We start from the raw sequence: 15,434 nt of genomic DNA on the forward strand, positions 1-15,434 counted from the left end.
CAGACTGCGTTCATCAGGATTCCTGTCAATTGCGGCCGTCGCTCCGGCGTTCACGGCACCCCCCTTCCAACCCGTACGAGAGGTATCCCCATGGATCTGCAGGACAAGGTCGCCGTCGTCACCGGCAGCGGACGCGGCCTGGGACTGGCGTACGCCCAGGCCCTTGCCGCGGCCGGCGCCGCGGTCGTCGTCAACGACGTCGACAAGACCGCCGTCGATGCCGCCGTCACCTCCATCACGGAGGCGGGCGGCAGGGCGACCGGAGTCGTCGCGGCCGTGGGCGACAGCGAGGCGGCGCAAGAGCTGGTGGACACGGCGGTACGGGAGTTCGGGAGCCTGGACGTCCTCGTCACCAACGCGGGCATCCTGCGCGACCGCGTGCTGTGGAAGATGACCGACGAGGACTTCGACGACGTGGTCCGCGTCCATCTGCGCGGCACGTTCACCTGTGCTCGCGCCGCCGCCGTACGCATGCGTGAGCAGGGGACCGGCGGCCGGCTGATCCTCATCTCCTCGCCCGCCGGACAGCGCGGCAACTTCGGCCAGACCAACTACGCCGCCGCCAAGGCGGGCATCGTCGCGATGGCCCGCACCTGGGCCATGGAGCTGGGCCGCGCGGACGTCACCGTCAATGCCGTGGTGCCGGTCGCCGCCACCGAAATGACCAAGACCATCCCGGCGTTCGGCCCCGTCATCGAGGAGGCCGAGCGCACGGGCGCGCCGCTGCCCGACTGGCTGCGCAAGGACGAGGGCCTCGGCACCGTCGAGGACGTCGCCTCCCTCATCACCTTCCTGGCCTCCGACGCCTCCGCCGCCGTGACCGGTCAGGCGATCGGCATCGGCGGCGACCGGCTCGCCCTGTGGGCCCACCCGCAGGAGAAGTCCGTCGCGTTCGCCGACGGCGGCTGGAGCGCCGACTCCATCGCCGCCGACTGGGCCACGGGCGTCGGCGCCGAGCCCGAGACGTACGGCATCCCCGCGCCGAAGGCCCCGGAGGCGTGACGATGAGCGAGCGCGCATTCGACCTCGGCCGGCTCACCGCCATCGACATGCACACGCATGCGGAGGTCTCCAAGAACGGACACGGTGCGCTGAGCCCCGAGCTGTTCGGCGCCTCGGAGGAGTACTTCAAGGCGCACGGCCACCGGCAGCCGACCATCGACGAGATGGCCGCGCACTACCGCGAACGCGCCATGGCCGCCGTGGTGTTCACCGTCGACGCCGAACACGCCACCGGCCACCCGCGTATCTCCAACGAGGAGATAGCCGAGAGCTGCGCCGCCCACGCCGACGTGCTCATTCCTTTCGCGAGCATCGACCCGCACAAGGGCCGCGCGGGCGTACGGGAGGCGCGCCGCCTGGTCGAGGAGTACGGCGTACGGGGCTTCAAGTTCCACCCCAGCATCCAGGCGTTCTCACCGAACGACCCGCTCGCCTACCCCCTGTACGAGGCCATGGAGGAGCTCGGCGTCCCCGCGCTCTTCCACACCGGCCAGACCGGTATCGGAGCCGGCGTCCCGGGCGGCGGCGGCATCCGCCTGAAGTACTCCAACCCGATGCTGGTCGACGACGTGGCCGTGGACTTCCCCGAGCTGCGGATCATCCTCGCCCACCCGTCCTTCCCCTGGCAGGACGAGGCCCTCGCGGTCGCCACGCACAAGCCGTACGTGTACATCGACCTGTCCGGCTGGTCTCCGAAGTACTTCCCGCCGCAGCTCGTGCGCTACGCGAACTCGCTGCTCAAGGACAAGGTCCTGTTCGGCTCCGACTATCCCGTCATCACTCCCGACCGCTGGCTCGCGGACTTCGACAAGCTCGACATCAAGCCCGAGGTCCGGCCGAAGATCCTCAAGGAGAACGCCGCCCGCCTGCTCGGTCTGCTCACGGACTGAAGGAGACGCCGTGTTGAACCAAGGCATCGGCTCCTGGCCGGCACGCCGGGCCCGCAAGACCCCGCACCGCGTGGCCGTCGTCCACGAGGACCGCACCTGGACCTACCGCGAGCTGCATGAGCGCGTCGTACGACTCGCTCATGCGCTGCGCACCCTGGGCGTGGCGCGCGGCGACCGGGTCGCCTATCTCGGACCCAATCACCCGGCGTTCCTGGAGACGCTGTTCGCCACAGGGGCGCTGGGAGCGGTGTTCGTGCCCCTCAACACCCGGCTCCCGGCACCGGAGTTGGCCTACAACCTGGCCGACTCGGGCAGCACTGTTCTCGTCCACGGACCCGAACAGGCACCGGCCGCCCGAGCCGCCGCGGACGAGGCGGGCACGCGGCACCGGATCGCGCTCGCCGGCCCCGAGGAGGCTGAGGCCCTCGGATACGAGGAACTGCTCGCCGGGGCGGGTACTGGACCGCTGGACGAGCGTGTGGCACCCGAGGACCCCTGCATGATCATGTACACCTCCGGGACCACGGGCCGCCCCAAGGGAGCCGTCCTCTCCCACGCCAACATCACCTGGAACAGCGTCAACGTCCTTGTCGACACGGAGCTTTCCGGAGACGAGGTGACCCTCGTGGTCGCCCCGCTGTTCCACACCGCCGGACTCAACATGACGTGCCTGCCCACCCTCCTGAAGGGCGGCAGGGTGGTGCTGCTCGGCTCCTTCGACGCCGAGCGCGTCCTGGACGTCATCGAAGAGCTACGGGTGACGTACATGTTCGCGGTCCCGACCATGTACGACGCCATGGCCGCCCGGCCGCGCTTTGCGAGCGCCGACCTGTCGAGTCTGCGCACCCTCAACTGCGGGGGAGCCCCCGTGCCCGGCCGTACCATCGCCGCCTACCTCGACCGCGGTCTCGCCTTCAGCCAGGGATACGGCATGACGGAGGCGTCGCCCGGCATCCTCTTCCTCGACCGCGAACAGGCCTCGGCCAAGGCGGGCTCCGCCGGCGTGCCGCACTTCTTCACCGACACCCGGGTGGTGCTCGGCGACGGCAGCGACGCCGCGGCCGGCGACCCGGGGGAGATCCTCGTCCACGGCCCCCACGTCATGACCGGCTACTGGGAACGCCCCGATGACACGGCTGCCGCCCTCACCGAGGACGGCTGGCTGCACACCGGCGACGTGGCACGCCTCGACGCCGAGGGCTACGCGTACATCGTGGACCGGGTCAAGGACATGTTCGTCTCGGGCGGCGAAAACGTGTACCCCGCCGAGGTCGAGGCCGCCCTGCTCACCCACCCCGACATCGCCGAGTGCGCGGTGGTCGGGGTGCCCGATCCGGTCTGGGGCGAGGTCGGCCGCGCCGTCGTCGTCCTCAAGCCCGGCGCACACGCGGACGAGGCGAACATCCTCGGCCGGCTCCACGGCCGGCTCGCCAAATACAAGATCCCCAAGTCGCTCACGGTGACCGCGGATCTGCCCCGTACGGCCTCCGGAAAGATCATCAAGCCTGCCGTACGGGAGAGGTACGCGACGGACGCCGCCGAGCGCACCCGTCCGTGACTCGCATCGACTCGAACTCCATCGGGTCGAACTCCATCGACTCGAACCCCAGCGAACCGCACCCCAGCGAACCGCACCCCACCTCACCGAACCGAAAGGCAGGACCCCCATGCCCACCAACGCCAACGGCCTCGACGAACTGAAGTCCCTGAGCGGAGCCGACCTGGGCCGCACCGGATGGCTCGAGATCACCCAGGACCGGGTGAACACCTTCGCCGACGCCACCGACGACCACCAGTGGATCCACACGGATCCGCAGCGGGCCAAGGAGGGCCCCTTCGGCGGCCCCATCGCGCACGGCTATCTCACCCTCTCCCTCATCATCCCGCTCTTCGGCGAGCTCCTCGAGATCACCGGAGTGAAGATGAGCGTCAACTACGGCCTGGAGAAGGTCCGTTTCCCCAGCCCGGTCCCCGTCGGCGCGCGCATCCGCCTGCACGGCGTGGTCGGCACGGTGGAGGAGGTCAAGGGCGACGGCGTGCAGATGCCCCTGACGTTCACCGTCGAGGTGGAGGGCAACGCCAAGCCGGCCTGCGTCGCGGAGGCGGTGTACCGCCACTACGCCTGACGGGCCGGTACGCGCGAGCTGCGGTGCGGTGTGCGATTGCTGCCGGGCTGATCATGGCCAATGATCGATCTTGGTGGATCTTTCCGACTGAGACCGAGGATGCTCGTGCCCGGCACCGCACCGCGCCCAACCACAGAGCCCGCGCCCGCAGACGACCGGGCCTTCGTCGGACACCCCAGAGGCCTGCTGACGCTGTCCGGTCTCGAGGTCTGGGAGCGGTTCTCGTTCCTCGGGATGCAGGCGATCCTCGTCCTGTACTTCGCCGATGCCGTCACGAACGGCGGCATGGGCATGGACGCCGGCACCGCCGCCTCCGTCTCGGCCGCCTACGGCACCCTCGTCTACCTGGTCTCCGTCGCCGGCGGCTGGCTCGCCGACCGGATCCTCGGCTCCTACCGGGCCGTCCTGTGGGGCGGCATCCTCATCGCCTGCGGCCACTACGCGATGGCCGTGCCCACCGACGCCATGACCTGGGTGGGCCTGGGTCTGATCAGCGCCGGCACCGGCCTGCTCAAGCCGAACGTGGCCACGATGGTCGGCAAGCTCTACCGCACCGACGACGACCGCCGCGACGCCGGCTTCGCGCTCTACTACATGGGCATCAACATCGGCGCCTTCCTCGGCCCGCTGATCACCGGCTGGCTCGGCGAGCACCAGGGCTGGCACTGGGGATTCTCGGCCGCGGCGTTCGGCATGACCCTCGGTCTGATCCAGTACGTCGCCGGCCGCCGCCATCTGGCCGGACGCAAGCACACCGCCGAGTACGCCCTGCCCCCGCAGGCCATGCGCCGAGCCGTCCGGCTCATCGTGGCCGGTCTGCTCGCCTGCGCCGCGATCGCGGTGCTGCTCGCGGGCATCGGCTGGCTGACCATGGGCCGCTTCGTCGATCTGCTCACCCTGATCTCGGTGCTCGCGCCGATCGCGTACTTCGTCTGGATGTTCAAGAGCCCGCGCGTGAGCGGTGAGGAACGCGGACGGCTGCGCCCCTACGTCGTGCTCTTCCTCGCCTCCGTCGCCTTCAACTTCATCCTGTTCCAGGCGTATTCGACGATGATGCTGCTCGCCTCGACCAGCGCCGAGACGACGATCCTGGGCTTCGACTTCCCCGCGAGCTGGTACGCCTCCGCACTCGGCGCCTTCGAGGTGGCGCTCGCCCCCGTCGTGGCCGCCGTCTGGGTGCGCATGGGCCACCGTCAGCCGCACGCCTCCAACAAGATCGCGCTCGGTGTGGTTCTCGGCGGCCTGTCGTTCCTCCTGATGGTGCTGCCCACCTCCGGGCACAGCGGCGACTACAAGATGGCCGCCTGGTGGATCGTCGGCTCCTATCTGCTGCTCGGCCTCGGCGACATCCTCCTGGAGACCTCCGGCATGTCCGCCACCTCCAAGCTGGCGCCCAAGGCCTTCGCGAGCCAGACCATGGCCCTGTGGTTCCTCTCGCTCGCCCTCGCCAACGGCATCCAGGCCCAGACCGTGAAGTTCTACGGCAAGGTCTCCGACCCCGTGTACTTCGGGGTCAACGGCGCCGTCGCGGTCGCGGTCGGCCTCGCCGTGATCGCCGCAGCGCCCTGGCTGCGCCGCACCATGCATCCCGTCCACTGACAGCTGCTCTGAGAGCCGCAACTCGCCGTCCGCCGAAAGCCATACAAGCCACACGAGCCCCACGAGCCCCACGAGCCCCACGAGCCGTCCGAGGTCCCCATGCGCATCCGCACCGACTTCCCGTACGAGACCACCCGCGAGGACCTCCGCATCCCGCTGCCCGACGGCACGCACCTGTACGCCCGCATCTGGCGCCCGGTCACCGAGGAGCCGGTGCCCGCGCTCCTGGAGTACCTGCCCTACCGGCTCAGCGACTGGACCGCGCCCCGCGACTGGCAGCGCCACCCCTGGTACGCGGGGCACGGCTACGCCTCCGTCCGCGTCGACGTCCGCGGCCACGGCAACTCCGAGGGCCTGCCGGGCGACGAGTACGACGCCACCGAACTCGCCGACGGGGTCGCCGTGGTGGAGTGGCTCGCGGCGCAGCCGTGGTGCACCGGCAAGGTCGGCATGCTCGGCATCTCCTGGGGCGGCTTCAACTCGCTCCAGATCGCGGCCCTCGCCCCCGAGCCCCTCAAGGCGGTCGTCACCGTCTGCTCCACCGACGACCGCTACGACAACGACGTCCACTACATGGGCGGCTCCGTACTCGCCGTGGACATGCACGCCTGGGCCGCCACCATGCTCGCCTTCGTGGCCCGCCCTCCGGACCCCGCCCACTTCGGCGAGGACTGGAAGCGGCAGTGGCTCACCCGCCTCGACGCCGTCGAGCCGTTCATCCACACCTGGCTCGCCCACCAGACCCGCGACGCCTACTGGGAGCACGGCAGCGTCTGCGAGGACTACTCCGCGGTCGAGGCCGCGGTGCTCGCCGTCGGCGGCTGGCACGATCCGTACCGGGACACAGTGCTGCGCCTCGTACAGCATCTGCCCGGAGAAGTACGGGGGTTGATCGGCCCCTGGTCGCACCAGTACCCCGACCGTGGGCTGCCGCCCGGACCCGCCATCGGATTCCTGCAGGAGACACTGCGCTGGTGGGACCAGCACCTCAAGGGCATCGACACCGGTGTGCTGGACGAGCCGAAGCTCCGTTCGTGGATCAGCGAGGCGCATCCGCCGGCCACCGTGTACGAGGAGTTGGCGGGCAGCTGGGTCGGCGACCCCTCCTGGCCCTCACCGCACGTGACGATGACCCGGCTCGCCCTGGACGCCGAGCTGACCGGCGGCCGCGTCCCCTCCGACGACCCCTGGGTACGCGTCCGCTCCCCGCAGCACACCGGCCTCGACGCGGGCCGCTTCTTCCCCTTCGGCAACGACGCGGATCTGCCGCCCGACCAGCGCGAGGAGGACGGCCGCTCGGTCTGCTTCGACTCGGCACCACTCGGGCACGCCCAGGCGATTCTCGGCCGCCCCCGTGTCACCCTGCGGCTGCGCTGCCCGGCACCGCACGGGCGGGTGATCGTCCGGCTCTGCGAAGTGGGTCCGGACGGTGCGTCGACGCTGATCACCCGCGGTGTACTGAACCTCGCCGCACGCGAGGGCCGGGACAAGGCCCTCGCCTGGCAGCCCGGCACGATCGAAAAGGTGTCCTTCGAGCTGAACGCCATCGGCCACCGCTTCGCCCCGGGCAACCGGCTGCGCCTCGCGCTCTCCTCGTCGTACTGGCCGTGGATCTGGCCGGACGCGGAGGGCATGGGCTGGAGCGTGGACGTCACCGCGAGCCGCCTCGAACTGCCCGTGCGCACGCCGCCATCGGACGAACCGGTGGTGGCCTTCGACGCGCCCGAACAGTCCGCACCGCTCGGCGTGGTCTTCCCGTCCGGGACGGCCACTGCGCGTCCCGAGCGCACAGTGGTACGTTACGTCGCGCGCGGCACCTGGCGCCTGGAGGTCGATCCCAGGTACGGCGGCACCCGCGTGTACCCCGACGGCCTGGAGTTCACGGAGGACGCCCTGGAGACGTACGAGATCCAGGAAGGCGATCCGCTCAGCGCCCGCACCCGCTCCGACTGGTCGGTCCGGCTGCGGCGCCCCGACTCCGCATGGGACGCCCGCGTCCGGACCCGCTCCGAAATCACCTGCACGGCAACGGAGTTCATCACGACCGACGAGCTCACCTGCCAGGACGGCGACGAGACCGTCTTTCACCGCACCTGGCAGAAACGCATCCCGCGCACGGCGGGCTGATACCCGCTGGGTCCCGCTTACACGACGGCCGGAACCGCACCGCGTGCGGCGCCGCTCGTCCGGGCGCGCCTGGCCGCCAGGACGGTCATCGTCAGTGCCAGCGCCGCGTACGAGGCGATGAGTGCGATACGGATCCAGTTGGTGTCCATGTACTGGGTGTACGAGGGGTGCAGCGTCCCGTCGGCCAGCCGGACGCTGCCGGCCTCCCGGACCTCTTCGGCCCACGCGCCCCACATCCAGATCCGTGTCACGAACACCGACAGCTGCAGGGCTGCGGTGGTGGCGAGCATCCAGCGCGGGACGCCCGGAGGCCTGAGCACCAGCAGAGCCAGGGTGCAGACCAGCCCGAACACCCCCACCGGAATGACGGTGACATCGCTGAGCAGCTCGTAGCCGGAGTCGAAGGACTCCATCGCGCCGGGCTCGATGAAGCGCAGAGCGCGGTGGTGCATATGGGTCATCAGCGTGAGACCCGCGCCGAAGGCCGTGAGCGTGGTGAGCAGAGCGAGGAGCGGAAGGGAGAGGGGCTGAAGAGAGCGGAGCGGAACAGCGAGGCGTTCTCGCATCGGGCACATCCCAACTGGCCGGCAGGGCCTCCTGGTTGTGGAGATTCCAGGATCCGGGCCGGGATGCGGCGGATCGTCGGGCGGCAGGGGGAGTTCACCGCTGCTCCCGGGGGAGCACGTCGCAGGCGCGTACCCCAGGGGGAGGCTGCTGCCGACGCAGCGCGCTCAGGGGGTCGCCCCCCCCGGCCGGCGCACCCCCGCCTCGTCACCCGTCGCGGTCGGCCAGCGCGCCTCGCTCGTCGCCGCGCAGCCGTAGCAGCTGACGCAGCAGATCGGCGCGGCGCAGCAGTGCCTCGACCATCTCGGCCCGGCTTCCCGCCGGCACCGGAATCCGGTCGGGGCTGAAGATCTCCACTTGGCGCTGCCCCTTTCGCGGCCGTTGTCCCTACCTGCAGGTAAAGACACCTCAGCAGGCGCGAGGGTTGTACGGGACATGATCGCAAGCGCGGCTCTGCTGCTGGTGGATCAAGGTCGTGCCAGCTGTCGTACGGTCAGTCGGCGAGGATCCGCTCCACTCCCTCCCGATGGCTCGTGACCTGGAACTCGGGAAAGCGGGCCGCGAACTTGGAGCTGTCGAAGACGTTGTCGTCAGAACTCGGACGCTCGGCCGATCAGCGCTTCGACGCGGCCGGCCCGCATGGCCTCCAGCAGCATGGTGGCGATCTGCGCGCGGACCCGCCCCTTGCGTCCGCCCGGCGCGAATGCTGTCGACTCGGTCTGGGGCGTGGACGTTCCGGGATCCATGTAGGTGTTGTCGAAGAAGACGAGCTTCGTGCCGTGTTCTGTGCAGGCGTCGATGACGTTGCGCATCATGACGGGGAACTGTCGCTCCCACAGCTGCGAGTCCAGGGGCAGGCCGACGGTGAGGTAGGCGATGTCGCTGCCCGCGACAGCACGGCTGGTGGCGTCGGCGTCGGTGAGGTCCCCGGCCACGAGCTCGTCGGCGATCGGCCCGCCGGCGCCGAGAACGGTCTGCATGGGGTCTCCTCGAGATGGATGGCGACAAGCTGGTCCCGTACAACGCCGAGGAGGCGGCCAAGCAGCGCGGCGCGCTCCACGAGAAGGCGACCCTGCCCTTCGGCCCTGCCCTTCGTCTCCTACGTCGTCACCGACGGCAATCTCGTCACCGGCCAGAACCCGGGCTCAGCCAAGGCCACAGCCAAGAAGGTCGTCGAAGCCCTCGAGGGCAACGCGTCGAGGAGGCGAGGCTGAGCCGGGACGCGGTGCTTCCGTGACCGAAGGTCCCGGCTCGACGGGGCGGTGGCGCCGCCGAACCGGTCGACACCCGGGACACCCTTGCTCGTCCCCTCCGTGATGCGCCTGCACTGGGATCACCACCGCCGCCGCCAGGGCCCGGGACAGGATCCTGTGCGGCGGCAACCAGAGCGTCAGCTCAGAAGTCCCTCAAGTGCCTGTCGGGGGAATGATGTTCTCTGATCGAATCCATGGTGACCGGGGGCGATGCCACAGAGGGCGGGGCGCCGTGGGCGAGTGCGGAGGTGTGCGGGATGGCCAAAGCGGTACGTGCGGCGCTGGGTGACACGTGGATCACCTGTCAGGTCTGCCGCAGCGATGTCTTCCGTGAGCGGGGTGTCAAGCTCAACAGCTCCGGCATGGAGTTCATGAACCTGGCGTGGGCGGACGAGACGGCGACCGGGTTGATCTGCTGGCGCTGCGGCTATGTGCACCTGTTCGTGAACCGGGAGATCCAACTCCACCGGGTGAAGGCCTGACGGGAGCCCGGGCACCGGCTGCAGCGGAGGGCGCCCCAAGGAATGGGACGCCCTCCCGGGCACGTCAGGTGCCCGGCTTGTAGCCCAGGATGAACGTCACCGGCTCACCCGAGCCCGGATTTCCGGGCGTGCTCGGCTTCGCGAGCGAATAGACGGGAGCGCCGACGGCGCTCAGCGCCTCCTTCGCCTTCTCGGCGTTGTCCGCCGCTCCGTAGAAGAGGTCGAACTGACCCTGCACTCCGACGCCCGGCGTGCCCGTCACCGGTTCCATCGGGACGTTCACATCGAGCAGGGCGCCACCGTCGTAGGGACCCTCGTCGGTGAAGGAACCTTCCTTGAGGTACTTGGTGCGTCCGGACGCCGGGTCGGGGTCGCCCCGGCCGTGGTCACTGGAGTACTCGACCAGCTCGTGATCGGCCTTGACCGTGACGTACTCGTTCACCGGGGTCGGTTCCACATCCCAGTCGACGACCCGCCGGTAGGTGATGTGCGGTGTATCGGCCGGCGGTGCCTCGGACGTGATGGTGACCTTGACGTCGTACAGCGAACTGCGTGACGACGGCCTGAACTCGTGGGTCACGGTCACCGGATAGTCCGTACCGGTCAGGCGAACCTTCGAGACCACGTGGTGGTCCGTGGCGACGAACTGTGTGACCTCCGCGTTGGGGGAGAGGCCCTTCAGGCCGTGTGCCCAGCCGCTCCACTGCCCGACACCGCCGGGCGGAGTCACCTCGATGCCCCAGCCCTCGCAGAGACAGCCGACCGCCGAAACCCCTTCCATGTTGGTGGCCTTGTGCCGCAGCCCGAGGTCCGTTGTCTTCGTCCCTGCGCTGGGCGGGCTGCCGGGCGTGATGAGATTGCCGCCCGGCTGTACGCCGATCTCGATGCCGGAGTTGCCGACCACACCGCCGAAGCGCGTGGTGTACCGGGTCTCCCAGTGGCCCTTCTCCTCGTCCTCGTCGAACTCGCCATGGCTGATCATCAGTGTCACGACATGGCATTTTCCGCCGATACGGGTGCTCACTGTCTCGTCCTGCCCCCGTGCGGTCCTGTCGGGGGCGAAGCAACGGCGGGGGATGGTCTCCCAGTTGACGACCGTGAAGCTCAGCCGCTTGTCCTCGTCCTGCGTGGTGCGTACGTCCATGTTCCACAGGTCGGAGGGCTTGGTGCTGCCGATGAGATCGACGTAATGCACGCCGCCGTACTCGACGGTGGCGTCTCCTGATGCCTGCCCGGTGTCCTGAGCCAGGGTGACCGTGTCGTGGGCGGGGCGTGCCACGGCGAAGGTGCCGTCCGAGCCGGTGCCGCTCAGCGCCTGGCACCAGTCGGAGACATCCGGGTCCTTGTAGTGCCACGTACCGGAGTCCGAGGCCGAACCGGTCCCGCACATCTGGTAGTTGGCGACTCCGAACGCACGTATCTCCTCATGCAGATCCGCGCCGTACTCGTCCTTGAGCATGTCCCGGATCTCGGTCTGCCCGTCCGGGAACCAGGCGTCGCTGATCCGCTCCCACGACTTGCGGATGGACTCGGCCCCGAACCGCTCCTCCATGAACTCGGCGAAGATGAAAGCCCCGTACTGCCGTCCCTCGCCCCAGCCGTCCCAGGCGGTCAGCGCCTCGTCCGGCCGTTGGAAGAACAAGTCCAGGCTCTTCGCGTAGTCGTCGCTCTGCGCGGAGGGCATGTGCGGATCGTCCTTCATCGCCTGGTGGGCGCCCCATTCCGCGGTCGCCTCCATCCAGGAGTTGAGGCTCTTCAGATTGAAGAGCAGGCTCGCTCCGATGTGCTTGTACTGCATGGAGTGGAACAGCTCATGCCGCGGCAGATAGAACTCATCGGCCTCCTGCCCCGCGCTCCACTTGGAGCCCATGTGGATCACATTGGCGTCGGCCACCTCGTAGGGCTGTACGGCCCCGGTGCCGGGAGGCGCGTGCTCCGAACCGATGAACACCGCGACCCGCTTGTCATGATCGTCCCTCGGCTCATACCCCAAGCCGGCGTATGCGGCGTAGGCGTACTCGAAGGACCGCCCCATCCGGTCCACGTAGTTCGGCACTCCGTTGCCCGGCACATCGCCGACCGCCGAGTTCCCCGCGCCGTCGTAGGGGTTGGTGTCGTTCTCGCCGCCGAGGAAGTAGATGAGGCTGAAGTTGGCGGTGTTGTACGTGCACCGCTGGCCGGAATCCCACTTCGGCCCGCATTCCGGGGCTGCTCCTTGCAGCGCGGCGTTCAGGTCGCCGGCCGCGGGTCTCTGCTCCTCGGGATCGCGCGCGATGATGGGCGCCAACTCATCGGCGCCGCCGAGGCGGTTCTGCACACTGCGGCGGACCGGATGCGGCAGTTTTCCGAGCTCCCGGCCGAGCGCCATGGCCAGGATCGTCTCCTGCTGTGCCGGCAGGCTTTCGTCCCGGTACCGCTGCGGGACCCCTCCCTGGTAGCCGAGTTTGGCGTACGCGTGGTTGACGAACGCCTCCTCCTGCAGCCGCCCCGAGCGCACGTCCTCCAGGAGGAGCCGCAGCCCCGGCTGGAATTCCGCATAGCTCTCGGGCTCCGGACTCAGCGGCTCCTGCCCGATCGGTCGCCGGGAGGCAGCCGAGGGTGTGGTGCTGATGGTGCGAGCGCCGAGCTTAGGGAGAGGGAGACAAGATCACCACACCGTCTGCGGCGAGGTGTGGCCGGTTCGATCCGGCCGGTTCGACAACACGGCCGTACTTCTCCGCGCGCACTGCTGCGCGCGGAGAAGTACGGCCGTCCCGGCCGGAACCCGGATTGCGGATGCGGAATCAGAGGCCGAACTGCTGCGGGCTCACACCCAGTGCCGCGCACGCTTCCCGAAGCACCTGCTCCTCGGCCGGGGCGATGTACCCGTCCGCGCCCGCGACGACGAAGCCGGTCTGGACGACCGCCTGGGCCTCCGCCGGCTTCTTCGCCGCCTTGGCGATCTCCTGCATGACCGCGGTCTTGCCCTGCTGGAAGTTGTACGTCAGCTGGTCGACGTGCTTGTTGAAGCGCTCGCGCAGCTGCTCGGGCGGGAAGTTCTGCAGGACGTCGTTCTGCAGGATCAGCGACTCCACATGCTGCCGCTCGGCGGGGTCCACCGAACCGTCCGCAGCCGCCACCAGCGCGCACATGGCCATCGAGGCGTCCCGGTAGGCGCCGCTCTTCAGCTCCGTCTTGAGCGAGCTGAGCTGGGACTTGAGCACGCCCACCAGCTGAGCCTTCGATCCGCCGCCCGTGCGTGCGGCCGACCCGCCATGGCCGCCGGAGCTACGACCTGCCTGCGCCTGCTGCAGCCCCTTGGCCTGTTCCTTGAGCCGGTCCCACATTGCCATCCATGCCACCTCGGACGTAGTTCGTCGATCCGTATGGATCTCTCTTGCGCCCCGGGAAAACGTTCATGGGCGCCGCAAAGTTCCTCGCCCGCGTCCGGACCTTGTACGACCGCTGCGCTGCACCTGTGCGTCCCCTGTGGCGGACGCGCGTGCGTACGGGTCAGTCCTGGGCGCTGACGGGCCAGCCCGTGTACTGCTCCGCGAGATACGTGCGTCCCGAGCGGGTGCCCACCACGTTGTCCAGCTCGCCGAGTTGGCGGCGCAGGTCGAAGGCGGAGGCGTCCGGCGCGGTGTGCAGCAGCCGGGTCATCCACCACGAGAAGTTCTGTGCCCGCCACACCCGTTGAAGGGCCTGCGGCTGGTAGTCGCCCAGCGCGGCCACGCCTTCGCGGCTGAGAGCCCGTACCAATACGTCGGCGAGGATCTTCACGTCGTGCAGCGCCAGGTTCAGACCGCGCGCACCCGTCGGCGGCACGGTGTGCGCGGCGTCCCCGGCGAGCAGCAGCGAGCCCCAGTGCATCGGTTCCTGTACGAACGAGCGGAACCGCAGCACCGTCTTGTCGATCACGGGCCCTTCCTTCAGGCGGAATCCGTCCGCACCGGCCACCCGCGCCTGGAGGGTCTCCCAGATCCGGTCGTCCGGCCAGGCCTCGGTCGACTCGTCGGGCGAGCACTGGAAGTACATGCGCTGCACGGTCTCGGTGCGCTGGCTGATCAGTGCGAAGCCGTGCTCGGAATGGGCGTACACCAGCTCGGGCGCGCTCATCGGCGCCTCGGCGAGTATGCCGAACCAGGCGAAGGGATACTCCTTGCCGTAGCGCACCCGCCGGTCCTCCGGCACCAGGTCGCGGCACATGCTGCGCGACCCGTCCGCGCCGACCACGTACCGCGCGCGGATCTCGTGCCGTGTCCCGTCGGCCGCGGTGTACCGCACGCGCGGGGCGTCCGTCGCGATGTCGAGGACCTCGGTGTCCTCGATGCCGAAGTGGACCGTACCGCCGTCGCGTTCCCGTGCGTCGGCCAGGTCGGTGAACACGGCGGTCTGCGGATACAGCCACACCGACTCGCCCACCAGGGCCTTGAAATCGATCCGGTGCGCCCGTCCGCCGAACCGTAGCTCCGTGCCCTCGTGCTCGTGGCCTTCGCGCAGGATCCGGTCGCTGACGCCCGTCTCGACCAGGTCGCGAGCGACGTCGGCCTCCAGGATCCCGGCCCGGTGCGTCGTCTCGATCTCGTGCCGGGTACGGGTGTCGAGCACGATCGCCTCCACGCCCGCCCGCGCGAGCCGGTGGGCCAGCATCAGGCCGGCGGGACCGGCGCCGACGACGGCCACGGGGGCCGAGACGGTGGTGTCGACGGGGGCATCGGCCATGGCAACTCCTGAGTGATCGCGGACGGTTCGAGCTCCCCGAACGTTGACACCTGGTTTGCGCCCGGGTCCCGGCCGATTCCACCAGACGGAAGCCCGCTCCGGGGAAGCCTCGATACGGGCCCCCGGCGATCACGTCGACGTGCTAGGCGTACGGGTCGAGTGCCCAGAAGCGCACGGTGCCGCTGCGGCGGTCGAACCACAGTTCGGCGGGGCTCGTGCCGTCGCGGTCGAGCTCGGGTGACCGGATCCACTGCGGGTTCTCCGGCCCCTCGCCTCTGAGCGGCTTCTCGAACCAGGAGGAGAAGTCATCGGCGGGGCCCCCGGACACGAAGGCATGGGCCGCCGTGAGCTCGGCAAGCCTCCCCGGCGCCAGCCGGGCGAAGCCCGAGATCACCAGTTCCGGCGAGGACAGGGCCCGATCGTCGTCCCGGCTGCTCACCCACTTCGCGTCGGAGAGCGGGCCCAGGAGCGGGAACGTCCGCTCCAGCGGCGCGGTGTCGGTGTGCCAGTCACCCCGGTCCCCGTCCGACACCTTGTCCAGGGCCCACCATGCGGGCAGGACCGCCGGCCGCGCTCCGATCCCGATCAGCTTCCTACGCTCCAACGAGCGTCCCCTCAGCCTGAGTTCGGGGCACCCTGCCCCGCTCGATCGCCTCGGCGGCCGGCGGAGTCGACCGTTGTCGGAAG

13 protein-coding genes and 1 pseudogene are annotated in these 15,434 nt (G+C 69.6%); 7 read left to right on the forward strand and 7 right to left on the reverse strand.

Annotated features, from left to right (window positions below):
• Positions 1-90 precede the first annotated feature (90 nt).
• The 6 genes from H9Y04_RS19870 to H9Y04_RS19895 all read left to right on the forward strand — a co-directional run bounded on the left by H9Y04_RS19870 (position 91) and on the right by H9Y04_RS19895 (position 7,744).
• Complete coding sequence (locus H9Y04_RS19870) at positions 91-1,002, forward strand: SDR family oxidoreductase (RefSeq protein WP_187815278.1); 912 nt, start codon at positions 91-93, stop codon at positions 1,000-1,002.
• Between the two features lie 2 nt (positions 1,003-1,004).
• The gene (locus H9Y04_RS19875) at positions 1,005-1,892 is read left to right on the forward strand and encodes an amidohydrolase family protein (RefSeq protein ID WP_187815279.1); all 888 of its coding nucleotides are present in this window, start codon (positions 1,005-1,007) and stop codon (positions 1,890-1,892) included.
• A 10-nt stretch (positions 1,893-1,902) separates the two neighbouring features.
• Entirely contained in the window at positions 1,903-3,450 is a 1,548-nt protein-coding gene (locus tag H9Y04_RS19880; RefSeq protein WP_187815280.1) for an acyl-CoA synthetase, read from the forward strand.
• 109 nt (positions 3,451-3,559) lie between these two features.
• Complete coding sequence (locus H9Y04_RS19885; RefSeq protein ID WP_187815281.1) at positions 3,560-4,018, forward strand: MaoC family dehydratase; 459 nt, start codon at positions 3,560-3,562, stop codon at positions 4,016-4,018.
• A gap of 105 nt (positions 4,019-4,123) precedes the next feature.
• Positions 4,124-5,617 carry a peptide MFS transporter gene (locus tag H9Y04_RS19890; RefSeq protein WP_308801042.1) on the forward strand — a complete coding sequence of 498 codons (1,494 nt, stop codon included), beginning with the start codon at positions 4,124-4,126 and terminating at the stop codon, positions 5,615-5,617.
• Positions 5,618-5,716: 99 nt separating this feature from the next.
• A complete protein-coding gene (locus tag H9Y04_RS19895; RefSeq protein ID WP_187815283.1) occupies positions 5,717-7,744 on the forward strand; it encodes a CocE/NonD family hydrolase in 2,028 nt (675 codons plus the stop codon).
• 17 nt (positions 7,745-7,761) lie between these two features.
• Here H9Y04_RS19895 and H9Y04_RS19900 read toward each other — a convergent pair whose 3' ends face one another.
• The 3 genes and pseudogenes from H9Y04_RS19900 to H9Y04_RS19910 all read right to left on the reverse strand — a co-directional run.
• The gene (locus H9Y04_RS19900; protein WP_187815284.1) at positions 7,762-8,310 is read right to left on the reverse strand and encodes a hypothetical protein; all 549 of its coding nucleotides are present in this window, start codon (positions 8,308-8,310) and stop codon (positions 7,762-7,764) included.
• Positions 8,311-8,515: 205 nt separating this feature from the next.
• Positions 8,516-8,665, reverse strand: coding sequence for a hypothetical protein (locus tag H9Y04_RS19905; RefSeq protein ID WP_187815285.1), 150 nt, complete (start codon positions 8,663-8,665; stop codon positions 8,516-8,518).
• A 236-nt stretch (positions 8,666-8,901) separates the two neighbouring features.
• Positions 8,902-9,288: pseudogene (locus H9Y04_RS19910) on the reverse strand (Rossmann-fold NAD(P)-binding domain-containing protein); the annotation flags it as partial.
• A gap of 530 nt (positions 9,289-9,818) precedes the next feature.
• On the opposite strand from H9Y04_RS19910, the gene H9Y04_RS19915 reads away from it, so the two are divergent.
• Positions 9,819-10,043: a hypothetical protein gene (locus H9Y04_RS19915; RefSeq protein WP_187815286.1), complete on the forward strand. Its 225-nt coding sequence runs from the start codon at positions 9,819-9,821 to the stop codon at positions 10,041-10,043.
• Positions 10,044-10,107: 64 nt separating this feature from the next.
• On the opposite strand, the gene H9Y04_RS19920 is transcribed toward H9Y04_RS19915, so the two are convergent.
• From H9Y04_RS19920 to H9Y04_RS19935, 4 genes are all read right to left on the reverse strand, one after another.
• Positions 10,108-12,540 (reverse strand): hypothetical protein, encoded by a 2,433-nt coding sequence (locus H9Y04_RS19920; RefSeq protein ID WP_187815287.1) that lies wholly within the window; start codon positions 12,538-12,540, stop codon positions 10,108-10,110.
• 286 nt (positions 12,541-12,826) lie between these two features.
• Positions 12,827-13,375: a tellurite resistance TerB family protein gene (locus tag H9Y04_RS19925; protein ID WP_187815288.1), complete on the reverse strand. Its 549-nt coding sequence runs from the start codon at positions 13,373-13,375 to the stop codon at positions 12,827-12,829.
• Positions 13,376-13,535: 160 nt separating this feature from the next.
• Positions 13,536-14,747 (reverse strand): 4-hydroxybenzoate 3-monooxygenase, encoded by a 1,212-nt coding sequence (locus H9Y04_RS19930; protein WP_187815289.1) that lies wholly within the window; start codon positions 14,745-14,747, stop codon positions 13,536-13,538.
• Between the two features lie 142 nt (positions 14,748-14,889).
• Positions 14,890-15,351 (reverse strand): hypothetical protein, encoded by a 462-nt coding sequence (locus tag H9Y04_RS19935; protein WP_236071122.1) that lies wholly within the window; start codon positions 15,349-15,351, stop codon positions 14,890-14,892.
• Between the last annotated feature and the right edge of the window lie 83 nt (positions 15,352-15,434).

It is taken from the genome of Streptomyces polyasparticus, assembly GCF_014493765.1.
GTDB lineage: Bacteria > Actinomycetota > Actinomycetes > Streptomycetales > Streptomycetaceae > Streptomyces > Streptomyces polyasparticus.

Bases quoted from the DNA above. Each gene is read 5' to 3' on its own strand.
- H9Y04_RS19895 (WP_187815283.1), top strand. From the start codon at position 5,717: ATGCGCATCCGCACCGACTTCCCGTACGAGACCACCCGCGAGGACCTC.
- H9Y04_RS19885 (WP_187815281.1), top strand. From the start codon at position 3,560: ATGCCCACCAACGCCAACGGCCTCGACGAACTGAAGTCCCTGAGCGGA.
- H9Y04_RS19870 (WP_187815278.1), top strand. From the start codon at position 91: ATGGATCTGCAGGACAAGGTCGCCGTCGTCACCGGCAGCGGACGCGGC.
- H9Y04_RS19930 (WP_187815289.1), bottom strand. From the start codon at position 14,747: ATGGCCGATGCCCCCGTCGACACCACCGTCTCGGCCCCCGTGGCCGTC.
- H9Y04_RS19915 (WP_187815286.1), top strand. From the start codon at position 9,819: ATGGCCAAAGCGGTACGTGCGGCGCTGGGTGACACGTGGATCACCTGT.
- H9Y04_RS19900 (WP_187815284.1), bottom strand. From the start codon at position 8,310: ATGCGAGAACGCCTCGCTGTTCCGCTCCGCTCTCTTCAGCCCCTCTCC.
- H9Y04_RS19925 (WP_187815288.1), bottom strand. From the start codon at position 13,375: ATGGCAATGTGGGACCGGCTCAAGGAACAGGCCAAGGGGCTGCAGCAG.
- H9Y04_RS19875 (WP_187815279.1), top strand. From the start codon at position 1,005: ATGAGCGAGCGCGCATTCGACCTCGGCCGGCTCACCGCCATCGACATG.